General features: G+C 65.9%; 18 protein-coding genes. 8 read left to right on the top strand and 10 right to left on the bottom strand.

Annotated elements, in window-relative coordinates; all coding sequences use genetic code 11:
* Positions 1–205 precede the first annotated feature (205 nt).
* Positions 206–1,342: a serine hydrolase gene (locus tag BBA01S_RS46050; RefSeq protein ID WP_245641564.1), complete on the top strand. Its 1,137-nt coding sequence runs from the start codon at positions 206–208 to the stop codon at positions 1,340–1,342.
* Between the two features lie 42 nt (positions 1,343–1,384).
* Here the strand turns inward: BBA01S_RS46050 and BBA01S_RS23895 are convergent, their stop codons facing one another.
* Positions 1,385–1,885 (bottom strand): Lrp/AsnC family transcriptional regulator, encoded by a 501-nt coding sequence (locus BBA01S_RS23895; RefSeq protein ID WP_027818669.1) that lies wholly within the window; start codon positions 1,883–1,885, stop codon positions 1,385–1,387.
* 165 nt (positions 1,886–2,050) lie between these two features.
* Here BBA01S_RS23895 and BBA01S_RS23890 point away from each other — a divergent pair, with 165 nt between their 5' ends.
* Positions 2,051–3,067 carry a 1-aminocyclopropane-1-carboxylate deaminase gene (locus BBA01S_RS23890; protein WP_027818668.1) on the top strand — a complete coding sequence of 339 codons (1,017 nt, stop codon included), beginning with the start codon at positions 2,051–2,053 and terminating at the stop codon, positions 3,065–3,067.
* Between the two features lie 5 nt (positions 3,068–3,072).
* Positions 3,073–3,534: a hypothetical protein gene (locus BBA01S_RS23885; protein WP_027818667.1), complete on the top strand. Its 462-nt coding sequence runs from the start codon at positions 3,073–3,075 to the stop codon at positions 3,532–3,534.
* A gap of 64 nt (positions 3,535–3,598) precedes the next feature.
* Here BBA01S_RS23885 and BBA01S_RS23880 read toward each other — a convergent pair whose 3' ends face one another.
* A complete protein-coding gene (locus BBA01S_RS23880) occupies positions 3,599–4,711 on the bottom strand; it encodes a lactonase family protein (RefSeq protein WP_027818666.1) in 1,113 nt (370 codons plus the stop codon).
* A gap of 265 nt (positions 4,712–4,976) precedes the next feature.
* Between BBA01S_RS23880 and BBA01S_RS23875 the strand changes: the two genes are divergently transcribed.
* Complete coding sequence (locus BBA01S_RS23875; protein ID WP_027818665.1) at positions 4,977–6,326, top strand: MFS transporter; 1,350 nt, start codon at positions 4,977–4,979, stop codon at positions 6,324–6,326.
* 57 nt (positions 6,327–6,383) lie between these two features.
* Here BBA01S_RS23875 and BBA01S_RS23870 read toward each other — a convergent pair whose 3' ends face one another.
* From BBA01S_RS23870 to mdlC, 4 genes are all read right to left on the bottom strand, one after another.
* The gene (locus tag BBA01S_RS23870; RefSeq protein ID WP_027818664.1) at positions 6,384–7,520 is read right to left on the bottom strand and encodes a porin; all 1,137 of its coding nucleotides are present in this window, start codon (positions 7,518–7,520) and stop codon (positions 6,384–6,386) included.
* Positions 7,521–7,685: 165 nt separating this feature from the next.
* Positions 7,686–9,047, bottom strand: coding sequence for an MFS transporter (locus BBA01S_RS23865; protein WP_027818663.1), 1,362 nt, complete (start codon positions 9,045–9,047; stop codon positions 7,686–7,688).
* A 41-nt stretch (positions 9,048–9,088) separates the two neighbouring features.
* Complete coding sequence (locus BBA01S_RS23860) at positions 9,089–10,012, bottom strand: ketopantoate reductase family protein (RefSeq protein ID WP_027818662.1); 924 nt, start codon at positions 10,010–10,012, stop codon at positions 9,089–9,091.
* Positions 10,013–10,069: 57 nt separating this feature from the next.
* Positions 10,070–11,716 (bottom strand): benzoylformate decarboxylase, encoded by a 1,647-nt coding sequence (mdlC, locus tag BBA01S_RS23855; protein ID WP_027818661.1) that lies wholly within the window; start codon positions 11,714–11,716, stop codon positions 10,070–10,072.
* A gap of 127 nt (positions 11,717–11,843) precedes the next feature.
* On the opposite strand from mdlC, the gene BBA01S_RS23850 reads away from it, so the two are divergent.
* The gene (locus BBA01S_RS23850) at positions 11,844–12,752 is read left to right on the top strand and encodes a LysR family transcriptional regulator (RefSeq protein WP_027818660.1); all 909 of its coding nucleotides are present in this window, start codon (positions 11,844–11,846) and stop codon (positions 12,750–12,752) included.
* Between the two features lie 6 nt (positions 12,753–12,758).
* Here the strand turns inward: BBA01S_RS23850 and BBA01S_RS23845 are convergent, their stop codons facing one another.
* From BBA01S_RS23845 to BBA01S_RS23830, 4 genes are all read right to left on the bottom strand, one after another.
* Complete coding sequence (locus BBA01S_RS23845; protein ID WP_042297770.1) at positions 12,759–14,087, bottom strand: RNA polymerase sigma factor; 1,329 nt, start codon at positions 14,085–14,087, stop codon at positions 12,759–12,761.
* The gene (locus tag BBA01S_RS23840; RefSeq protein WP_027818658.1) at positions 14,088–14,504 is read right to left on the bottom strand and encodes a VOC family protein; all 417 of its coding nucleotides are present in this window, start codon (positions 14,502–14,504) and stop codon (positions 14,088–14,090) included.
* A 41-nt stretch (positions 14,505–14,545) separates the two neighbouring features.
* Entirely contained in the window at positions 14,546–14,968 is a 423-nt protein-coding gene (locus BBA01S_RS23835) for a YciI family protein (RefSeq protein ID WP_027818657.1), read from the bottom strand.
* 184 nt (positions 14,969–15,152) lie between these two features.
* On the bottom strand, positions 15,153–15,506 hold the full coding sequence (locus BBA01S_RS23830; protein ID WP_027818656.1) for a YciI family protein: 354 nt from the start codon (positions 15,504–15,506) through the stop codon (positions 15,153–15,155).
* A gap of 303 nt (positions 15,507–15,809) precedes the next feature.
* On the opposite strand from BBA01S_RS23830, the gene BBA01S_RS23825 reads away from it, so the two are divergent.
* The 3 genes from BBA01S_RS23825 to BBA01S_RS23815 all read left to right on the top strand — a co-directional run bounded on the left by BBA01S_RS23825 (position 15,810) and on the right by BBA01S_RS23815 (position 19,789).
* Positions 15,810–17,099 carry an ROK family transcriptional regulator gene (locus BBA01S_RS23825; protein ID WP_027818655.1) on the top strand — a complete coding sequence of 430 codons (1,290 nt, stop codon included), beginning with the start codon at positions 15,810–15,812 and terminating at the stop codon, positions 17,097–17,099.
* Positions 17,086–18,639: a sugar ABC transporter ATP-binding protein gene (locus BBA01S_RS23820; protein WP_027818654.1), complete on the top strand. Its 1,554-nt coding sequence runs from the start codon at positions 17,086–17,088 to the stop codon at positions 18,637–18,639. Before BBA01S_RS23825 ends, BBA01S_RS23820 begins: the two co-directional genes overlap by 14 nt.
* A gap of 106 nt (positions 18,640–18,745) precedes the next feature.
* The gene (locus BBA01S_RS23815; RefSeq protein WP_042297769.1) at positions 18,746–19,789 is read left to right on the top strand and encodes an ABC transporter permease subunit; all 1,044 of its coding nucleotides are present in this window, start codon (positions 18,746–18,748) and stop codon (positions 19,787–19,789) included.
* Positions 19,790–19,819: the final 30 nt, after the last annotated feature.

Raw genomic sequence — 19,819 nt, 5'->3', positions numbered from 1 at the left:
AGTCGCAAAATTGGCAGTCGAACATTCTAAAAGCGATTCTAAAAGCGCCCCCGGACGCAAGCATCCGCGATAACCCTGAGACCGGTAACACCTCTTGCGCCTACAAGAAGCTGCGTCAAGCCTTACATGACATGTAATATGGAGCCTCACGCGTATTCAGACCGCATTCAGCCCATCTTTGTACCCGCTTCAACTGCCTCTGCCGGTGATCTCCCTTTCCCGACTTTCGTTCGCCCTGTCCGCCCTGCTTCTCGCCGGTTTTACGGCGACCACCAGTTTCGCCGCCACGACGCACCGGCATCACGCCGCGCCGCACGCGCATGTCGTCGCGAAAAAGAAAAAGCTCACGCGCAAACCGCGCTCGGTGCATCGCGCCACGCCCGCCGTCGCCGCCAGCAAGCTGCCGGACGCGAAACGCCGCGCAAAACAGACGAAGCGCGCGAAACCTCGTCACACGCCGCACGACGTTCCGCACAAGGTTGTGAATATCGCGCCGCCGTCGCGCGCCTCGCACACCGCGCCGGTTAAATCGGCGGCCAAATCGGCGACCAACGCGCCGCGCCTGCTCGCGCGCTGCGGATTCACGATGGCCTCGCGCACGCGGCTCTTTTCGCGCGCGGTCTATATCGTCGACGAACCGACGCACACGCAGCTCTACGCACGCAACGCCGATCACGTCGTGCCGATCGCCTCGGTGTCCAAGCTGATGACCGCCGTGGTCTGGCTCGACCAGCGCAACGCGCCGCTCGCGCAGCGCATCGGCGTGACGAGCGCCGACCTGGATACGCTCAAGTTCACGACCTCGCGCCTCACCGTGGGCTCGAACCTCACGCGCGCCGACATGCTGCACATCGCGCTGATGTCGTCCGAGAACCGCGCGGCAGCGGCGCTTTCGCGCGACTATCCGGGCGGGCGTCCCGCCTTCGTCGCCGCGATGAATGCGAAGGCGCGCAGCCTCGGCATGCCGCACACGCACTTTGTCAACGCAACGGGGCTCTCGCCGCAGAACGTCTCCACGGCGCGCGAACTGGCGAACCTCGTGCGCGCGGCCGACGCTTATCCGCTGATTCGCCGCTATTCGACCGATAACGAACAGCGCGTCCCGACCGGCCACGGCCAGCTTCAATATGTGAGCAGCAACCGGCTGGTGCGTTACGGACGCGTGCAGGCCAGCGTGCAGAAAACCGGCTTCATCAACGAGTCGGGGCACAACATGGTGCTGCGCATGATGGTGCATGGCCGCCGCCCCGTGATCGTGACGATGCTCGACAGCGCGAGCGCCGAAGGCTCGCGGCTCGACGGCGAGCGCATTGCACACTGGCTCAACTGCTCGCTGCGTTAAACCGCCTGTCGCCCATGCGCCGCCTGAACGATGTCGAGGACATCAAAGCGGCAGCGCATGCGTCGACAGGATCTCCTTGAGCACCATGAACGACCGTACCTGCCGCACGCCCGGCAGATACAGCAACTGCTCCGCATGCAGGCGATTGAAGCTCTCGCTGTCACGCGTGCGAACGAGCATGAAGTAGTCGAATTCGCCGGTCACCACGTGACACTCCATACAGCCTGATACCTTGCGCGCCGCTTTTTCAAAATCGGCGAAAGCATCCGGCGTCGAGCGATCGAGCACGAAGCCGATCACCACCACCATCCCCGCGCCCAGCGCCTTCGGGTCGAGCAGCGCGACGACACCGCGAATCAGGCCGGCCTCCTTGAGCCGCTCCACGCGCCGCAAGCACGCGGGCGCGCTCAGCTTCACCTTGCTCGCGAGAGTCACGTTCGAAATCGACGCATCCGCCTGCAACTGCCGCAGGATCGCGCGGTCGATGCGATCCAGTGCGGGTGCGGCAGGCGCGGCGGCGTCGGCTTTTCGGCTTAATTTCATTGCGTGCGGCTCCGGTTTTACGAACAGAAAATGTGTTGCTACACCTCGTCACGACTTCAAAGTAAGTAATCGATATTTATTTCGCAAGCTCATTTTTCGCGGGCATTTCTATCATCCTTTTATCGCGACGGAACAACCCTTCATTGATAAACCCAGGAGCGCCGCATGAACCTCGATCGATTTCCCCGTTATCCGCTCACCTTCGGCCCGAGCCCGATCCAGCCGCTACGCCGCCTGTCCGCGCATCTGGGCGGCCAGGTCGAGCTCTATGCGAAACGCGAGGACTGCAATAGCGGCCTCGCGTTCGGCGGCAACAAGACGCGCAAGCTCGAATATCTGATTCCCGAAGCGCTCGAACAGGGTTGCGACACGCTCGTGTCGATTGGCGGCATCCAGTCGAACCAGACGCGTCAGGTGGCCGCCGTCGCCGCGCATCTGGGGCTAAAGTGCGTACTCGTGCAGGAAAACTGGGTGAACTATTACGACGCGGTGTATGACCGCGTCGGCAACATCGAGATGTCGCGCATCATGGGCGCGGACGTGCGGCTCGTGCCGGACGGCTTCGATATCGGCATTCGTCCGAGCTGGGAAGACGCGCTCGACAGCGTGCGCAAGGCGGGCGGCAAGCCGTTTCCGATTCCGGCGGGTTGCTCGGAGCATCCGCTGGGCGGGCTGGGCTTTGTGCGCTTTGCCGAAGAAGTGCGCGAACAGGAAGCGCAAATGGGCATTCGCTTCGATTACGTCGTCGTATGCTCGGTGACGGGGAGCACGCAGGCGGGCATGGTGGTGGGCTTCGCGAAGGACGGGCGCGCGGATCGCGTCATCGGCATCGACGCGTCGGCCAAGCCTGCGCAGACGCGCGACCAGATTGCGCGCATCGCGCGTCATACCGCTGAAATCGTCGATCTCGGCAAGCCGATCCGCGACGAGGACATCGTGCTCGATACGCGTTACGGCGGGCCGGAATACGGGCTGCCGAACGAGGGCACGCTGGAGGCGATTCGACTATGCGCGCGACTCGAAGGGATGCTGACCGATCCGGTTTACGAGGGCAAATCCATGCAAGGGATGATCGACAAGGTGCGGCTGGGCGAATTCCCGGCGGGCTCGAAAGTGCTGTACGCACATCTGGGCGGCGTGCCTGCGCTCAATGCATACAGCTTCCTGTTCAAGGACGGTTGAGCGTCATGCGCGCCGCCAGCGGTGGCGTCGTCGATGCGTCGCGCGGGTCGTGGCTGCGCGAGCCGTGTTCGCTGACGCAGGTGTGCGCGGTCGTCGATCACACGACGCCGCCGGAAATCGTGAAAGCGCTGTGCGATCGCTTTGGCAGCGCGCCGCAGGCGTGCGTGCTCGAACTGCACGATGCCGCGCAACTGCATGCGCAATGGCTTGCCTCGTTTAGCACGCTGAGCACGGACGCCACGCGCGCGCCCACCGATGCCGACCGTTTGCTCGCGCCGCTGCCGCCCGCCTGCGTGCTCGCACTGTGCAGTCAGGAAGTGGGCAAGCTGGATTGGCTCGGCTCGGTCACGGGCAGGCCGTGCAAGCCGATCGCACTTGATGCGGGCGTTCAAGCGGAAGCGGTGCTTGAGGCCGTCGGCTCGGTGTGGATGGAGGCGCTCAACGCGCAGTTTGGCGACGAGCGCTGAGCGGCGCGACTCAGCACTCACCTCGATCGCGCGCCTGCCCATCGTGCGCGCGATCGAACCCAGCTTACTCGTTCGACCCCGGGTAATTCACTACCTCGACCCAGTTCGCGCCCTTGCCCACCGGATACTGTCCGGTCTCGTGCAGCGCGCCCGTCTTCGCGTCGATGCGATAGACGCTCATCGTCGGCGACAACTGGCCGACCGCGAACAGGTAACGCCCCGAAGGATCGATATTGAAGCCGCGCGGCTGCTTCTGCGTCGCGTAGGTGCCAACGCGTTCGAGCTTGCCCGTCGCCTCATCGACGCGATAGGCCGCCAGCGTGCTCGACGTGCGCTCCGACGCATAGAGAAAGCGCCCGTCCGGCGTCAAATGCAGGTCGGCGCCCCAAGGTTTGTCGCCATGAAAATCGGCCGGCAGGATCGAGATGGTCTGAATCGGCTTGACCGTATCGTGCGTGCGGTCGAACGCGAGCACATGCAGCTTGCCGTCGAGTTCGTCGATCAGGTACACAAAGCGCTGATCGGCCGAGAAAACGAAATGGCGCGGCCCGGACTTTTCGGGTAACGCATAAGCGGGCGCGGCGTCCTCGGTCAGTTGTCCGGTCGAGGCGTCGAAACGCAAACGCAGCCACGCATCCGAACCCAGCACCGAAGCGAACGCATAGCGGTTGTCCGCCGACACGCGAATCGCGTGCGCCATCGGGCCCGTCTTGATGGTCTGCTGCACGTCGCCCGCAATGCCATCGGCGCCGATGCGGTTCACCGCCAGCTGGTTGCCGCCATAGGAAGCGGAGAGCAGATAGCGGCCCGTCGCATCGGTCGACAGGTACGCCATGCTTTCGGCCAGCGGCGCGCGGCCCAGTTCGGCCAGGCGACCGTCGAGCGGATTGACGGCGAAACTCACGACGCGATACGGCTGCGAGCGCAGGCCCGCATAGAGCCGCCGATGATCGGGCGAGAACGTCATCGGCATGACGGTGCCGCCCACCGGCACGGTTTCGACGGCGGCCAGCGCGCCATTGGCTTCGTCCACGCGGAACACCGAAATGTCCTGGCTATCCGCGTTCGACACGTAGACATACGTCGCCGCCCCGCCTGCCTGCACCTCAGTGGCCAGCGCCGCGCCCGCGAGTCCGATCATCGCTCCCACCATCCCCTGCACCACCTTTCTGTTCATGTTTTCCTTTTGCGCACCCTGCGCGTGCCCTGAGCGGCGACCAGGCCGCCATGTTGTCGAACAACTTTCGGGACGATCCCATACGCGCTCACCGGCCACAAATCCACGTTTACCCTGAATATCAACAAAATAGCGCGAAGCGCGGTTGCTCCGGCTCTGACAGGCGCGGTACGATTGCCTCTGACAAGTCGCAAAGACGTATGACAACTAAAGCTGCACCGAGACAGGAAAGCCAGCCTTTCCGCGCACCAAAGGGTCCAACACCATGCCGTTGAGCCGTACCGCCAGTCCAGCCGCCGCCGACGCCGCGACGCGAAGCAAAGTCCGCTACGTCATCCTCGCGCTCATCTTCGTCATCACGACGCTCAACTACGCAGACCGCGCGACGCTTTCGGTGACCGGCACGGCCATGCGCGCCGAGTTCGGCTTCGACGCCATTCGCATGGGCTATATCTTTTCGGCGTTCAGCTGGGCCTATGTGCTCTCGCAGTTGCCCGCAGGCTGGATTCTCGACCGCTTCGGCGCACGCCGCGTCTACGCCACCAGCATCTTCCTCTGGTCGCTGTTCACCTTGCTGCAAAGCGCGATTGGCGTGCTCGGCAGCGCTGCCGCAGCGGTGAGCGCGCTGTTCGCGCTGCGTTTCGTGATGGGCGCGGCCGAAGCACCGGCCTTCCCGGCCAACGCGAAGGTCGTCGCCAGCTGGTTCCCGACCGCGGAGCGCGGCACGGCGTCGGCGATTTTCAATTCGGCGCAATACTTCGCGGCGGTCGTGTTCACGCCGCTGATGGCATGGGTCACGCACGCCTACGGCTGGCATCACGTGTACCTGATGATGGGGGTCGGCGGCCTCGTGCTTGCGCTCGTGTGGCTCAAGGTCATGAAGAATCCGGCCAGTCATCCGCACGTCAATCGCCTGGAGCTCGAATACATCGAGCAAGGCGGCGGCCTCGTGAACGGCCATTCGCGCAGGACGCACGGTGAACCTGCTGGCAGCAGCGGCTGGGCCCTGATGCGCCAGCTGCTCACCAACCGCATGCTGCTGGGCGTCTACCTCGCGCAGTACTGCATCAACGTCATCACGTACTTCTTCCTGACGTGGTTCCCGATCTACCTCGTGCAGGCGCGCGGCATGACGATCCTGCAAGCGGGGCTCGTGGCGTCGTTGCCGGCGATCTGCGGTTTTCTCGGCGGCGTGCTGGGCGGCGTGCTCTCCGACGCGCTGATTCGCGGCGGCGCGTCGCTCACGATGGCGCGCAAGGGGCCGATCGTCGGCGGCATGGCGCTGTCGGCGTGCATCGTCGGCTGCAATTATGTGCACAGCGACTGGCTGGTGGTCGCGCTGATGTCGCTGGCGTTCTTCGGCAAGGGGCTGGGCGCGCTCGGCTGGGCCGTGGTCGCCGATACGGCGCCGAAGCAGGCGATCGGCCTGTCCGGCTCGATTTTCAATATGTTCGGCAACGTGGCCGGGATCGTCACGCCTATCGTGATCGGCTACCTGGTCGCGAAGACGGGTTCGTTCGACAGTGCGCTGGCGTTCGTGGGCGTGAACGCGGCGGTCACGGTGTTCTGCTATCTCGTGATCGTCAAGGACATCAAGCGCGTGGAACTGACCTGAGTCTGGCTCTGGGCGCGTGCGACGTTGGGCGTGTTGTGCAACGTCGCACGCCCTGCGTCAGAAGCTATGCCGGATACCGGCCATGACGCCCAGTTGTCCCATGCCCGGCGCGGGCGTCGTGCCGCCGCCGCCCTGGCTCACGGTATAGGCGGCCTTCGCGCTGTTCCACAGATACGCACCCTGCAGATACACCGCGCTGCGCTTGGAAAGCAGATAAGTCGTGCGTAACGCGGCGATGGTGCCGCGCGCATCGTCGTGAGCGTTGACGATGTGATAGACGCCGCCATCGACGATAAACGCCGGTGTGAGCGAATACGACGCGGTGAGATAGAACTGATCCGAGTGCACGTTGGGCGTCGCGGGCGACACCGTGTCGACGCGCCGCCCGAGCCAGCCGCCGCCCAGACGCAACGTGCCGATATGCCCATAGCCGTTCAGTTGCATGCGCACGTCGGTGTCGCCGGGATTCGTGAAGGCGAAGGTGGGCGTGCCGTCGTAGAGGTTCGCCGCAGCGCCCGCGCCGCCGCGCTGCTGGTCGTATGCGGCCGCCACGCCGTAACCGTTGCGGTCGTAACGCAGCATCGCAGACCACTCGCGGCAGGTCTGCGCGCTGCCCGGCACCGGCCCCACGCACGTGCCCTGCCCCGGCGAGTTGCCAGTGCCCGCCGAATCGCGCCCGAACGACCAGGTCGCGCCCAGCGTGAAGCCGGCATAGCTGCCTTTATAGGCGATGGTGTTGTCGCTGCGCGAACTCGGCAGATACTGGTCGAAGGAGGCAGTGCCGCCGTAGATGTCGGGGCCGAGCAGGTCGGCGTCGGCGATGGCCCAGAAGGTCATCGTGTACTGGCGGCCGAACGTAAGCGCGCCATACGGCGAGTCGAGACCCACCCACGCCTGGCGCCCGAACAGGCGGCCGCCCTGGTTGAGCGTGCCGCTGCGCATATTGAAGCCGCTTTCCAGTGCAAAGATGGCCCGCCAGCCGCCGCCCAAGTCCTCGCGCCCACGCACGCCCCAGCGCGACGGCACTTCGCCCGTGATGCCGGGCATGCGCACCACGCCGTCGCCTGCCGCGTTGGCATGCGAGACATATTCGACGCCTGTATCGACAATGCCATACAGCGTGACGCTGCTTTGCGCGCATGCCGCCGCGCTGGCAGCCATCAGCGCCACCCCTGCTGCGATCCTGTGTTTCATGACGATTCCTGTCTCCAATGAAGTTTTATGTTTTGGCATCCTGATCAATTGCGAGCGAATCCCTTCGCCCGCAGTCGCGAATTCTTGATCAAAGAAAGAGAGGAGCCGCGCGCCCTTGTGGCAACGCGCAACGCGCGGCAGGCAAGACGGACTTAAGTCACGCGATCAGCGCGCTTGATCGGCGGGAATATGCCGCCGCACCACGGCGAGTGCGACCAGCACCGCGGCCATTGCCGCGCCCAGCATGAGCAGGTAGGCGAATGCACCGCCTGCCGTGATGACCGCCGCGCCAGCGAACGCGCTAAGAATCGCGCCGATCCGCCCGAACGCCAGCGCCGAAGCCGTCCCCGTCGCCCGCACGCTGGTCGGATAGACATAGGCGCACAGCGCGTAGAGCGTCGACTGCACCGCGTTCACGAACAGCCCATGCAGCCCCAGTCCGGCGATCAGCCAGCCCGTATGCTGCGTCGCGCCCACGCCGAGGATCAGCCACGCGCTCGCGGCCCCGCCCACGCAGCACAGCAGCATCGGCCCACGCGAACCCCAGCGCGCAATCGCCAGCGCGCAACCCAGCGCGCCGATCACGCCGCCCAGGTTATAGGCGCTCAAGCCATAGCCCGCGAGCGAGACGGACAGCCCTTCGGCCGTCAGCGCTGCCCAGATCGCGGCGCTGTCGCGCGCGCGGCCATCGCGAAAGAGCGCCGTAAAGCCAACGTGCTTTTCCGCGCGCTGTTCGCGCAGGTCGGTGAAGGCGGCATCGGGCGCAACCTCGCGCGACATGCGGCCAAGCAGGCGCGCGAGTTCCGGCCAGCGCTGCGTGCGGCGCGCGAGAAAACGCGGCGACTCGGGCAGGCACGCGAGCAGCGCGACGGCCAGCACGAGCGGCAGCACGCCACCCGCGACGAACAGGCCGCGCCAGCCATACACCGGGAGCACCTGGGCCGCGAACAGGCCCGCCAGCATGCCGCCCAGCGGCACGCAGACAATCGTGGCCGTGACCGCGAACGTGCGCATGCGCGCGGGCGTGTATTCGGCGGTCATGGTCGTCGAACTCGGCAGTGCGCCGCCGATGCCCAGCCCCGCCACGAAGCGCAGCGCCGCGATCACCGCGACATTGGGCGCAAGGCCAATCGAGCACGTCGCCGCGCCGAACACCAGCACGCTGCCGATCACGGCCCAGCGCCGCCCGAAGCGATCCGCGAACAGCCCCGCGCACGCGCTGCCAATGCCCATGCCGATCAGCCCCGCCGCCACCACGGGCGCAAACGCGTTGCGCGTAATGCCCCATTCCTTGATGAGCATGGGAATGGCAAAGCCGATCAACTGGCTATCGAATCCATCGACGACGATCGACAGCGCCGCGAGCACCACCACGCACTTCTGCAGCAGCGTGAAGGGGCCATCGTCGAGCGCCTGGCCGATATCGACGGTCGCGCCGCCGTTTGCAATGCCAGCGAGCGCGGCACTGTCCGCATCGACGGATGCAGGGTCGGCAGCAGCGGCAGGAGCCGTAGGGGAATAGTTCATCGAATTGTCTCCATCGTTTTTTTGTTGTGTGCGCAAGCGCTTTATCGCGCTGCGCTGGCGTCCACGAGGCGCACAAGTTGCAGCAGCGTTTGCGTGCAGGGCACGGCCATGGGCACCGCGCGCGCGGCTTCGACGACGGCGCCGTTGATCGCCTCGATTTCCGTCCTGCGGCCGGCCAGCACGTCCTGCAACATCGAAGGCCGATGCGAGCGATGGTTCGCGAGCGCATGGCGCACGTTCTCGACCATGTGCGCTTCGTCCACGGCCACGCCGCTCGCGCGCGCAACCGCCGCCACTTCGGCGACGATCTTCAGCGCGAGCGCCGGGCCGTCGGGCACATTCGACAGCTCGCCCACGGTGCATTGCGTGATCGCGCAGAGGCTGTTGAGCGCCGCATTGAACGCGACCTTCTCCCAGATCGTGACCCACACGTCGCGCTCGGCGCTGCACGCGAGGCCCGCCGAATCGAGCGCGGCCACCGCGCGCGCGACGCTGGCACGCATCTCGCCGTCGGCGCTCATCAGGCGCGTCACGCCGCTGCCATGCGAGCTCACGCGGCCTGCTGCCGGTTTGTCGGCGGGCCACGTCGTGATGCCGACCATGATGCGTTCGCGCGGTACGCTGCGCGCAAGGCGCTCGACATTGCCCAGGCCGTTTTGCAGCGAAAGCACCGACGTATGCGGGCCGATCAGCGCGCGCGCCGCGTCGAGCGCCGCTTCGGTGTGCATCGTCTTGGTGAAGACGATCAGCAGTTCGGGCGCGCGCTGCGCCGCTTCGGGACGCGACACATGCAGCTTCGTGACAAGGCGCTCGCCCGTGTCGGTGGCAAGGCGCAGACCGTCGCGGCGGATCGCGTCCAGATGCGCGTCGTCGATATCGAGCAGCGTGACGTCGTGCCCCGCCTCCGCCAGCAACCCGCCGAACAGCGACCCCATCGCCCCCGCGCCGAGAATCGCTATCTCCATCGCTTCATGCATTGCCGTCTCCTTTTCACGTTTCTATCGCGTTGACATGCCGCGTCGTCAGGCGACGACGATTTCCACTAGCGCCGGCCCTTGCGCGGCCAGGGCCTCGCGCAACGCATCGGCAAGCTGGGCAGCTTCGCTCACGCGTACGCCCGCGCAGCCCATGCCCGCCGCGAGCGTCACGAAATCGAGCCCCGGCAGGTCGGTGCCCTGCACCGGATCTTCCTTCGCAAAGCCGAATACGGGCGCGAAGTCCTGCAATGCGGCGTAGCGCGAGTTATTCAGGATCACGAATGTAATTGGCAGTTGCCACTGCACTGCGCTCCAGATCGCCTGGATCGAATACATGCTGGAGCCGTCGCCGATCAATGCAATCACGCGCTCGCCCTGACGTGCGAGCGCCGCGCCAACGGCTGCGGGCATGCCATAACCGAGGCCGCCGCTGTCCATCGTGAGGAAACTGCCGGGACGCGCCATCGGCAGCCAGGCCTGCATGACGGGGCGCGAGCTGGGCGCCTCCTCCACGACGAGTGCGTAGGGATCGCGCACTTCGGCGAGCGTCTGCAACGCGAACGCCACCGACATGCGTTCGCCAGCCTGCTTCGGGGCCTCGGCGCGCGGCGGCTGCGGGCGCGGCGCAGGCAGCGCGCGTTCGGGCGGCGCGGGACGTGCGAGCAGATCCTGCACGCCCAGACGCACGTTGCCTGTGACGACAAAGCCCTCAGGCGTCCACGCGCCCACGTTGGGATCGTCGATCAACTGGCATAGCTGCGCACCGGGCGGCACGTGCGGCCCCTGACCTTCGACGTGATAGGTAAAGGCCGGTGCGCCCAGCGCGAAGATCACATCGTGACCGGCCAGCAGGTCGACAATGCGCTCACGCATCGCGGGCAGGAAACCCGCGAACAGGCGATGCGTTTCGGGGAAACTGCAACGGCCCGTCATCGGCGCGACGTAGACGCGGGCGCGATGTCGCTCTGCCAGCGCGACGACCTCTTCAGCCGCACCCGCCCGGTCGACCGCACCGCCCACCACGAACGCCGGCCGCTTGCAGCCATCGAGCAACGCACCGATGCGCGCGAGCATCTGCGGCTCGGGCCGCGTCGTGTGGGCGAGTTCGCGCGCGGCCACCGGCTCGCCGGGCTGATCCCAGTCGTCGACGGGAATCGACACGAATACCGGCCCGCGCGGCTCCTGCATGGCGATCGCATAGGCGCGCGCAATGGCGAGCGGCACGTCCTGCGCGCGCGCCGGTTCGATGCTCCATTTCACGTAGGGTTTGGGCAGTTCAGTCGCCTGGGTCGCGGCAAGGAACGGATCGAACGGCAGGATCGAACGCGCCTGCTGGCCCGCCGTGATGACGAGCGGCGTACGGTTGCGAAACGCCGTGAAGATATTGCCCATCGCATTGCCCACACCCGCCGCCGAATGCAGGTTCACGAGCGCCGCGTTGTTCGTCGTCTGCGCGTAACCGTCCGCCATGCCCACGACCACGGCCTCTTGCAGGCCCAGCACGTAGCGGAAATCGGCGGGGAAATCGCGGAACATCGGCAGCTCGGTCGAGCCGGGATTCGCGAAGATCGACGTCATGCCGACACGGCGTGCGAAGTCGATGACCGCGTCACGCACGGTGAAATGGGTCTTGTCTGCGGGTTGATGCGATTGATGCGTTTGAGCCTGTTGCTGCGGCGCGCTGCCTGTCATTGCGCGGTCTCCTGTCTGATGTCTGCCGGTTTGACGTCTGTTCGGCGCGTTGAATCGATGAGCGATTATCGGCGTCACCAGGGTAACCGGAAATTGCTGATTCCGGCAAAAGCCATTACCTTTGCGCATGACTTACAACCTTCAGCAACTTCAGGCCTTTGCGACCATCGTCGCGTGCGGCAGCCTCGGGCGCGCGGCGGACACGCTCCATATCACCCAGCCCGCGCTGAGCCGCGCCGTGCGCCGCCTGGAGGAGCAAGTGGGCGCGCCGCTTTTCGAGCGTCATTCGCGCGGCATGCACCTGACCGCCGTGGGTGAGGCGCTGTTGCCGCACGCCATCCTGCTGCAACGCGAAGCCGAACAGGCCCGCGAGGAAATCGACGCGATGCGCGGCCTCGCGCGCGGCACGATCCGCGTGGGCGCGGTGGGCAGCATAGCAAGCCTGGTTTTACCGCTTGCGGTAAGCGGCGTGCTGGCGCGCTGGCCAAATCTGCGTGTGGAAATCATCGAAGGCGTCTGGGATCGGCTTGCCGATGCGCTCGTGAAACGCGAGATCGACCTGGCGCTGAGCATGGCCGTGCCCGACACCGACGAGATCACCGCCATCGCCGATTGCCGCTGGGAAGACGCGAGCTATGTGGTGGCCGCGCTCGACCATCCGCTGCGCAACAAGCCGGGCCTTACACTCGCAGACACGCTCGACGCGCAATGGGCGATACCGCCGCGCGGCACCGGGCCGTTCGAGCATATGCAGCAGGCGTTCGCAGAACAGGGCCTGGGGCTGCCGAATGTGGTGGTGGAAACGCGTTCGGTGACGGTGCTGAAAAGCCTGGTCGGCAGCTCCGGCTTCCTGAGCTGGATGGCCTCGACGATGTATGTCACCGAGAGCAAGGCCGGTCTGTTCGATACGCTCGACCTGCCCGGCGTGGTCGGGCGGCGTACGCTCACGGCGTTCCGCAGACGCCAGGGGATTCTGCCGAGTCCCGCCGTGAAGTTGCTGGAGCAACTGCGCTTGCAGACGGCTCAGGGCAACTAAGGGGATTTAACGCACGGTAGGCCTTGATGGCGAAAGCGACGCCGCACGTGCAAGCAGCACTTCCCGGTCGCGCCCGTTCTGCGTAAGCGCGGCGGCGCTTTCGAACGCCACGCGCGCCTCGTCGTTGCGGCCGAGTTTCGCGAGCAGGTCGCCGCGCACGGCGGGCAGCCACGGATACTGGCGCAGCGCGCCTTGCTCCTCCAGCGCGTCGACGAGCGCCAGCGCCGCTTGCGGCCCCTGCGCCATGGCCACGGCAACGGCGCGGTTCAAGCGCACGACGGGCGACGGATCGATGTGCAACAGCGCGTCGTAGAGCGTGACAATGCGCGCCCAGTCGGTCTGCGCCGCGCCTGGCGCGCTGGCGTGGCAGGCAGCAAGCGCCGCCTGCAGCGCATATGGCCCGCGCCCGCCCGCCGTCGCCGCCGCGCACTGCTGCGCCCGTTCGAGCGCCGCGAAGCCGCGCCGGATCAACAGCCAGTCCCAGCGCGAGCGATCCTGGTCGGCCAGCAGCACGGCACGGCCTTCACGATCCACGCGCGCGGGCAGGCGCGACGCCTGCAACTCCATCAGCGCGGCGAGTCCGTGCACTTCGGCTTCGCCCGGCGCGAGTTCGGCCAGCATGCGGCCCAGGCGCAACGCCTCTTCGCAGAGCGCCGGGCGCATCCAGTCGCTGCCCGACGTCGCCGCATAGCCTTCGTTGAAAATCAGATAGACCACTTCGAGCACCGAGGCCAGCCGCTCGGCGCGCGCCTTCGCATCCGGCACCTCGAACGGCACGCTGGCTGCGGCGAGCGCCCGCTTGGCCCGCACGATACGCTGCGCGACGGTGGCGTCGGGCACGAGAAACGCCCGCGCGATTTCGGGCGTGCTCAGGCCGCCCAGCAGGCGCAGCGTGAGCGCCACGCGCTGCTCGCGCGGCAGCACCGGATGGCATGCGACGAACATCAGCCGCAGCAGGTCGTCACCGATCTCGCCCTCGCGCGCGGCGTCGAGCGCATCGGCGATATCAGGCGCGAACTGCGCCTCCAGCGCTTCGAGATCCGCGCCAATCGCTTCGTGCGCACGTGCATGGGCAGCCGCCCGCCGCAAGCGATCGAGCGCGCGATGTTTGGCGGCGGTCATGAGCCAGGCTCCGGGGTTGGCGGGAATGCCGCTCGCAGGCCAGCTTTCGAGCGCGGCGACCAGCGCATCCTGCGCGGCATCCTCGGCAAGGCCCACGTCGCGCAGCACGCGCGCGGCATGGGCGATCACGCGCGCGCGTTCGATGCGCCAGACCGCCTCGATCGAACGATGGATCGCGGCGAAGGCGTCGTCGTGGGCCGCGCCCTGCGTCATTTAGTGCGCGCCCTTTTCCACCGCTTCCGGCGACATATACATCAGCTCCCAGATATGGCCGTCCGGGTCTTCAAAGCTGCGGCCATACATCGCCTCGCCGCAATCCATCGGCGGGCGCTTCGAGGTGCCCCCAGCGGCCAGCGCCTTGTCGACCAGCGCGTTCACTTCATCGCGCGATTCGCACGAGAGACACGTCAGCACTTCACACTGCTCGCGCGCATCGACGAGCGTTTTGTCGGTGAAAGTGCGCATGAAATCTTTGGTGAGCAGCATCGCAAAGATGTTCTCGCCGATCACCATGCAGGCGGCCTTGTCGTTGGTGAATTTCGGCTCGAAGCGAAATCCGACCGCGCCGAAAAAATCCATCGAGCGCTTCAGGTCATTCACGCCCAGATTGACGAAAATGTGCTTGTGCATGATCGTTTCCTTGATTGAATATCGATTCGGATGACTGATGATTACTTGAACTTGCTCTGCGCTTCGAGCTTGCGAAAGCGTTCAATGCTTTCCAGGTGCTCGAAGTCGTCGAGTTCATAAAGCTGGCGCACTTCGATTTCGCCGTCCATCTGCTTGCCGAACGGCGCAGGAAAGCGCCGCGCCCATTCGAGCGCTTCATCGCGCGAGCGCACCTGGATCAACGTATAGCCCGCGATCAGTTCCTTGGTTTCCGCGTACGGGCCATCGACGATAGTGGGCTTGCCGTCCTTGTAGCTCACGCGAAATCCCTTCGAACTGGGCTGCAGGCCCGACGCGTCGAGCAACACGCCCGCGCGCGCCAGTTCCTCGTGATAGCTCGCCATGTCGGCGAAGATCGTTTCGTCCGCGGGCTGCTCGCCCGCTTCGCTCAGGGCGTTGGCGCGCACCATGATCATGAATCGCATTGCGTTCTCCTGTTTGCCTGGTTTGTGCGGATCATCCGCGGAACATCTGCGAATCATCCGCGGAACATCCCGATAGAAAGCGGCATCGATCGATGCGCTCATGGATACGACGCGCGACGCTCACGCAAATCGACACGCTTCGACGATTTTTTTCGTTCCTAGGGAAACCACCAGGCGTGAAGGCTTAACGAAAGCAGGGCCCGGTTTCTCGAACCTCGACGCTCGCCCATTGCGCCGCCGGGCAGGCGCGCGCGAATGCCAGCGCCTCTTCGCGTGTTGCGCAATCGAGCAGGAAAAAGCCGCCTATCATTTCCTTTGCCTCCGAGAACGGCCCGTCGAGCACGCTCGTGCGCCCTTCTCGCACCTCCACGCGCGCGGCGTCGGCGTCGGAGACCAGCGATTGCACCTCCAGCAGCACGCCGCGCGCGTCGAGTTCGGCGGCGAATTGCACCATCTGCGCGTAGAGCGCCTCGCCTTCGGCTTGTGTGCGCGACTCGCGCTGACCGCGCGGCTCGCTGATGAGCAGCAGATATGCCATGTAGTGCGTACTCCAGAAAACCCGCCAGAGAACCCGCCAGAGAACTCGCTATATAGAAAGACGCGCCGGAAAATGCGCCCTGTATCGGATACGAAAGCGGCAGTAAGCATAGCGCGCGGCATCGCGTCGTGACGCGCGCGCGCCGCCCAGCAAGATGAAAACCCGATCATCGCCGGGATTTCCCCAGGCTGACACGGAACGCTTTCCGTCATTAAATAAATCAACTTGATTTATTTAGTCGCCGACGCAGCAGTAAGACAGCAACCGGCCGTTCGGCCAGGGCGACGCAAACGGAGGAGACGCGTGAGAAGTCCGCATGTGGGCCAGGGCAGCAATTCGGCCAATGTTCGCCGCTTCAACGAGCGCCTGCTGCTGCAGGCGCTGCGGCGCGCCGGCGAAGCCTCGAAGGCCGATCTCGCCCGCCTTGCGAATCTCACCAGCACGGCAGTGGGCAGCATCATCACGTCGCTGATCCAGAGCGGACTGATCGAGCTGAGCGGGCGGCGTCTGGACGGCGGCCGCGGCCAGCCCGCCTCGCTGCTGCGGCTCTCGCCGCGCGGTGCGTTCGCCATCGGCGTGCGGCTCGACCGGACGAATATCGAAACCGTGCTCGTGAACTTCGCGGGCCAGATGATCGAGCGCCGCTCGCACGACATGCTGCTGCCGAGCCCAGCCGAAGCCCAGCAGATCGTCCAGCGCGACATCGGCGAACTGTCAGGATTGCTGAGCAAGGACGAACGCAAGCGCCTGGCCGGCATCGGCGTGGCGCAGCCGTATAACCTCGGCAGCTGGTTGCGCGAACTGGGCCTGCCCACCGACACCTTCCGCGTCTGGAGCGAAGTCGATTTCGCGGGCGAACTGGGCCGTGCGCTCGCCCTGCCCGTGTTCAGCGAGAACGACGGCAACGCCGCCGCCATCGCCGAGATCTTCTACGGCTGCGGGCGTCAGCGCGACGATTTCCTGTATCTCTTCCTGGGCCCGGCCATCGGCGGCGGCATTGCCGTCGACGGCGACTGCGTGCGGGGCCTGACGGGCAACGCGGGTGATTTCGCCGTCATGCCGGTGCCGCCCAGCACGCTGCCCTCGGCGTACCAGCCCGACGGCAAGTGGGACATCCTGCTCTCGCGCGCCTCGCTGATCGCGCTGCGCCGCCACCTCCAATATCGCGGCGCGCGCGTCGAAAGCCGCGCCGATATCGAAGGCCATATCGCCAGCGGCCATCCCGCCGTCGAAGAGTGGCTCGACGACTGCATCGATGCGCTCGCGCCCGCGCTGCGCTCGGCGCTGTGCGTGCTCGACGTGCCCACCGTGGTGCTCGACGCCGACGTCGACGCGGGCCTCATCGACACGCTCATGGAGCGCCTGCGCGTGGCCGTCGCCGCGACGGCGCCCGAGGCGCGCGGCACGCCCGAGCTGGTGCGCGGCACTTTCGGCCCCGATGCGGGCGCGCTTGGCGCAGCCACCTTGCCGATGTTCTTCAATTTTTCGCCGCGCGCGGGCATTTTGATGGGCGCCGCCGCATCGACGCAAACGTCGCAGAACCCAACGCAATTGCAGGCGCAAGCCCAGGAGGTGAGCCATGTCGCGCTCTGAGTCGACGCCCCCGCTGCTGGAAATGCGGGGCATCAGCAAGACCTTTCCCGGCGTGCGCGCGCTCGACAACGTGCGCCTGTCGGTCTGGCCCGGCGAAATCCATTCGCTGATGGGCGAGAACGGCGCGGGCAAGTCCACGCTCATGAAGATTCTCTCGGGCGCCTATCAGGCCGATCCCGGCGGCGAAATCCTGCTCGACGGCAAGGCGGTGGTGATCGACGGGCCGCTGGCCGCGCGCGACCTGGGCGTGGCCGTGATCTATCAGGAACTGAGCCTCGCGCCCAACCTGAGCGTGGCCGAAAACATCTACGCGGGCCGCGAGCTGCGTAAAGGCGGCCGCGTCTTCGGCGTAGTCGATCGCGCGGCCATGGAACGCGGCTGCGCGGACGTGCTCATGCGCCTGGGCGCGACGTTCGGGCCGACCACGCTGGTGGGCTCGCTCTCGATTGCAGAAAGACAGCTCGTGGAAATCGCTCGCGCCGTGCATACGGAAGCGCGCATCATCGTGATGGACGAGCCGACCACGCCGCTCTCCTCGCGCGAAACGGAGCGCCTGTTCAAGCTGATCCTGCAACTGCGCGAAGAAGGTCTTGCGATCATCTACATCAGCCATCGCATGGCCGAAATTTACGAGCTGTCCGACCGTGTGTCGGTGCTGCGCGACGGCAGCTATGTCGGCACGCTGATGCGCGAGGAACTGAGCGCGGAAAGCCTCGTCGGCATGATGGTGGGCCGCGATATTTCGGGGTTCTACAAAAAGGCCCACGCGCCTTACGATCCGGGCAAGGTGGTGCTCACCGTGCGTGACGTCGCCGACGACAAGCGCGTGCGCGGCTGCAGCCTCGACCTGCACGCGGGCGAAGTCCTCGGCATCGCGGGCCTGGTGGGCGCGGGCCGCACGGAACTCGCGCGCCTGATCTTTGGCGCGGAGCCGCGCGCACGCGGCGAAATCGCCATCGACGGCCGCACGCTCGCCGTGCACACGCCGCGCGACGCGATCGAAGCGGGCCTCGTCTACCTGACCGAAGACCGCAAGCATCAAGGGCTCTTTCTCGACATGAGCGTGCGCGACAACATCAACGTCGCCGTAGCGGGACGCGATGCGCGCTTTGGCGTGCTCGACCTCGCTCGCGGGTCGGCGCGTGCGAAGGACTCGATTCGCGCCTTGTCGATTCGCGTGCCCAGCCCGCGCGTGAACGTGGGCGCGCTCTCGGGCGGCAACCAGCAGAAGGTGCTGCTCTCGCGCCTGCTGGAAACGAAGCCGCGCGTGCTGATCCTCGATGAGCCGACCCGGGGCGTCGATATCGGCGCGAAGTCGGAGATCTACCGCATCATCAACGACCTCGCAAAGACCGGCGTGGGCATCATCGTGATTTCGAGCGAGCTGCCCGAAATCATCGGCGTGGCTGACCGCGTGCTCGTCATGCGCGAAGGCGAGTTCGCCGGGGAACTGGGCGGCTATACCGGCAAGCCCATCAGCCAGGAAGCCATCATCGAACTCGCCACCGGCTCGCAGGGCGCGCTGGACGAGGCCGCCTGATACAGGCAATCCGGCAACGAGACGCACGCATTACCGACGCACAGACAACGCACAGAAGACGCACACCAGACGCATCCGTCGAAGAGATATTGAGGAGCACGAGATCATGAAAAGCATTCTTCCCCGCCACGGCGGCGCGGCCAACGCCGCACCGGCCGCGCAAGGTACGCAGCAGACGCGCAGCCAGGCCATCGACGGTCATCGCGCACGTATGAAATCCATCATGCGCACGGCGGGCATGTTGCCGGTGCTGGTGCTGCTGTGCATCGGCTTTGGCCTGCTCAACGACGGCTTCTTCACTTTCGAGAACCTCTCGATCGTGACGCAGCAGGCGTCGATCAATATCGTGCTGGCCGCGGGCATGACCTTCGTGATTCTCACGGGCGGCATCGATCTTTCCGTGGGTTCGATTCTCGCCGCCGCCGCCGTGGCCGCGATGCTCGGCTCCACCATCGTGGGCATGGGCTGGCTCGGCATTCCGGCTGCGCTGGGCGTGGGCCTGGGCTTCGGCGTCATCAACGGCGCGCTGATTTCGCTGTTGCGCCTGCCGCCGTTCATCGTCACGCTCGGCTCGCTCACAGCGGTGCGCGGCATCGCGCGCCTGATGGGCCACGACACCACGATCTTCAACCCGCAACTGTCGTTCGCCTTCATCGGCAACGGCTCTGTGCTCGGCGTGCCCTGGCTCGTCATCATCGCGCTCGTCGTGGTGGCCGCCTCGTGGTTCGTGCTGCGCCGTACCGTGCTGGGCCTGCATATCTATTCGGTGGGCGGCAATCCGGAAGCGGCGCGCCTCTCGGGCATCAAGGTCTGGGCCATCGAAATGTTCGTCTACGCGGTCTCGGGCCTGCTCGCGGGGCTCGGCGCGGTGATGTCGGCGGCGCGCCTCTACGCGGCCAACGGCCTGCAACTGGGCCAGTCGTACGAGCTTGACGCCATCGCGGCGGTGATCCTGGGCGGCACGAGTTTCGTGGGCGGCGTAGGTTCGATCGTCGGTACGCTGATCGGCGCACTCATCATCGCTGTGCTCACCAACGGCCTCGTGCTGCTGGGCGTATCGGATATCTGGCAATACATCATCAAGGGCCTTGTGATCGTCGGCGCCGTGGCGCTCGACCGCTATCGCCAGCGCGGTTCGGCTCGCACCTGATTCGCTTCAGTACGCAATTAAAACCGCGGG

The sequence above is a fragment of the Paraburkholderia bannensis NBRC 103871 genome (genome assembly GCF_000685015.1).
In the GTDB taxonomy this organism is placed as follows: Bacteria; Pseudomonadota; Gammaproteobacteria; order Burkholderiales; family Burkholderiaceae; genus Paraburkholderia; species Paraburkholderia bannensis.
The sequence above is the reverse complement of the archived record's forward strand: the minus strand, read 5'-3'. Positions and strand labels throughout refer to the sequence as shown.

Excerpts from the sequence above, each read along its gene's own strand:
- BBA01S_RS23845 (WP_042297770.1), bottom strand. The coding sequence starts at position 14,087 with ATGACGCAGGGCGCGGCCCACGACGACGCCTTCGCCGCGATCCATCGT.
- BBA01S_RS23815 (WP_042297769.1), top strand. The coding sequence starts at position 18,746 with ATGAAAAGCATTCTTCCCCGCCACGGCGGCGCGGCCAACGCCGCACCG.
- BBA01S_RS23860 (WP_027818662.1), bottom strand. The coding sequence starts at position 10,012 with ATGGAGATAGCGATTCTCGGCGCGGGGGCGATGGGGTCGCTGTTCGGC.
- mdlC (WP_027818661.1), bottom strand. The coding sequence starts at position 11,716 with ATGACAGGCAGCGCGCCGCAGCAACAGGCTCAAACGCATCAATCGCAT.
- BBA01S_RS23850 (WP_027818660.1), top strand. The coding sequence starts at position 11,844 with ATGACTTACAACCTTCAGCAACTTCAGGCCTTTGCGACCATCGTCGCG.
- BBA01S_RS23870 (WP_027818664.1), bottom strand. The coding sequence starts at position 7,520 with ATGAAACACAGGATCGCAGCAGGGGTGGCGCTGATGGCTGCCAGCGCG.
- BBA01S_RS23895 (WP_027818669.1), bottom strand. The coding sequence starts at position 1,885 with ATGAAATTAAGCCGAAAAGCCGACGCCGCCGCGCCTGCCGCACCCGCA.
- BBA01S_RS23880 (WP_027818666.1), bottom strand. The coding sequence starts at position 4,711 with ATGAACAGAAAGGTGGTGCAGGGGATGGTGGGAGCGATGATCGGACTC.
- BBA01S_RS23875 (WP_027818665.1), top strand. The coding sequence starts at position 4,977 with ATGCCGTTGAGCCGTACCGCCAGTCCAGCCGCCGCCGACGCCGCGACG.
- BBA01S_RS23865 (WP_027818663.1), bottom strand. The coding sequence starts at position 9,047 with ATGAACTATTCCCCTACGGCTCCTGCCGCTGCTGCCGACCCTGCATCC.
- BBA01S_RS23820 (WP_027818654.1), top strand. The coding sequence starts at position 17,086 with ATGTCGCGCTCTGAGTCGACGCCCCCGCTGCTGGAAATGCGGGGCATC.
- BBA01S_RS23890 (WP_027818668.1), top strand. The coding sequence starts at position 2,051 with ATGAACCTCGATCGATTTCCCCGTTATCCGCTCACCTTCGGCCCGAGC.
- BBA01S_RS23885 (WP_027818667.1), top strand. The coding sequence starts at position 3,073 with ATGCGCGCCGCCAGCGGTGGCGTCGTCGATGCGTCGCGCGGGTCGTGG.
- BBA01S_RS23835 (WP_027818657.1), bottom strand. The coding sequence starts at position 14,968 with ATGCGATTCATGATCATGGTGCGCGCCAACGCCCTGAGCGAAGCGGGC.
- BBA01S_RS23830 (WP_027818656.1), bottom strand. The coding sequence starts at position 15,506 with ATGGCATATCTGCTGCTCATCAGCGAGCCGCGCGGTCAGCGCGAGTCG.
- BBA01S_RS23840 (WP_027818658.1), bottom strand. The coding sequence starts at position 14,504 with ATGCACAAGCACATTTTCGTCAATCTGGGCGTGAATGACCTGAAGCGC.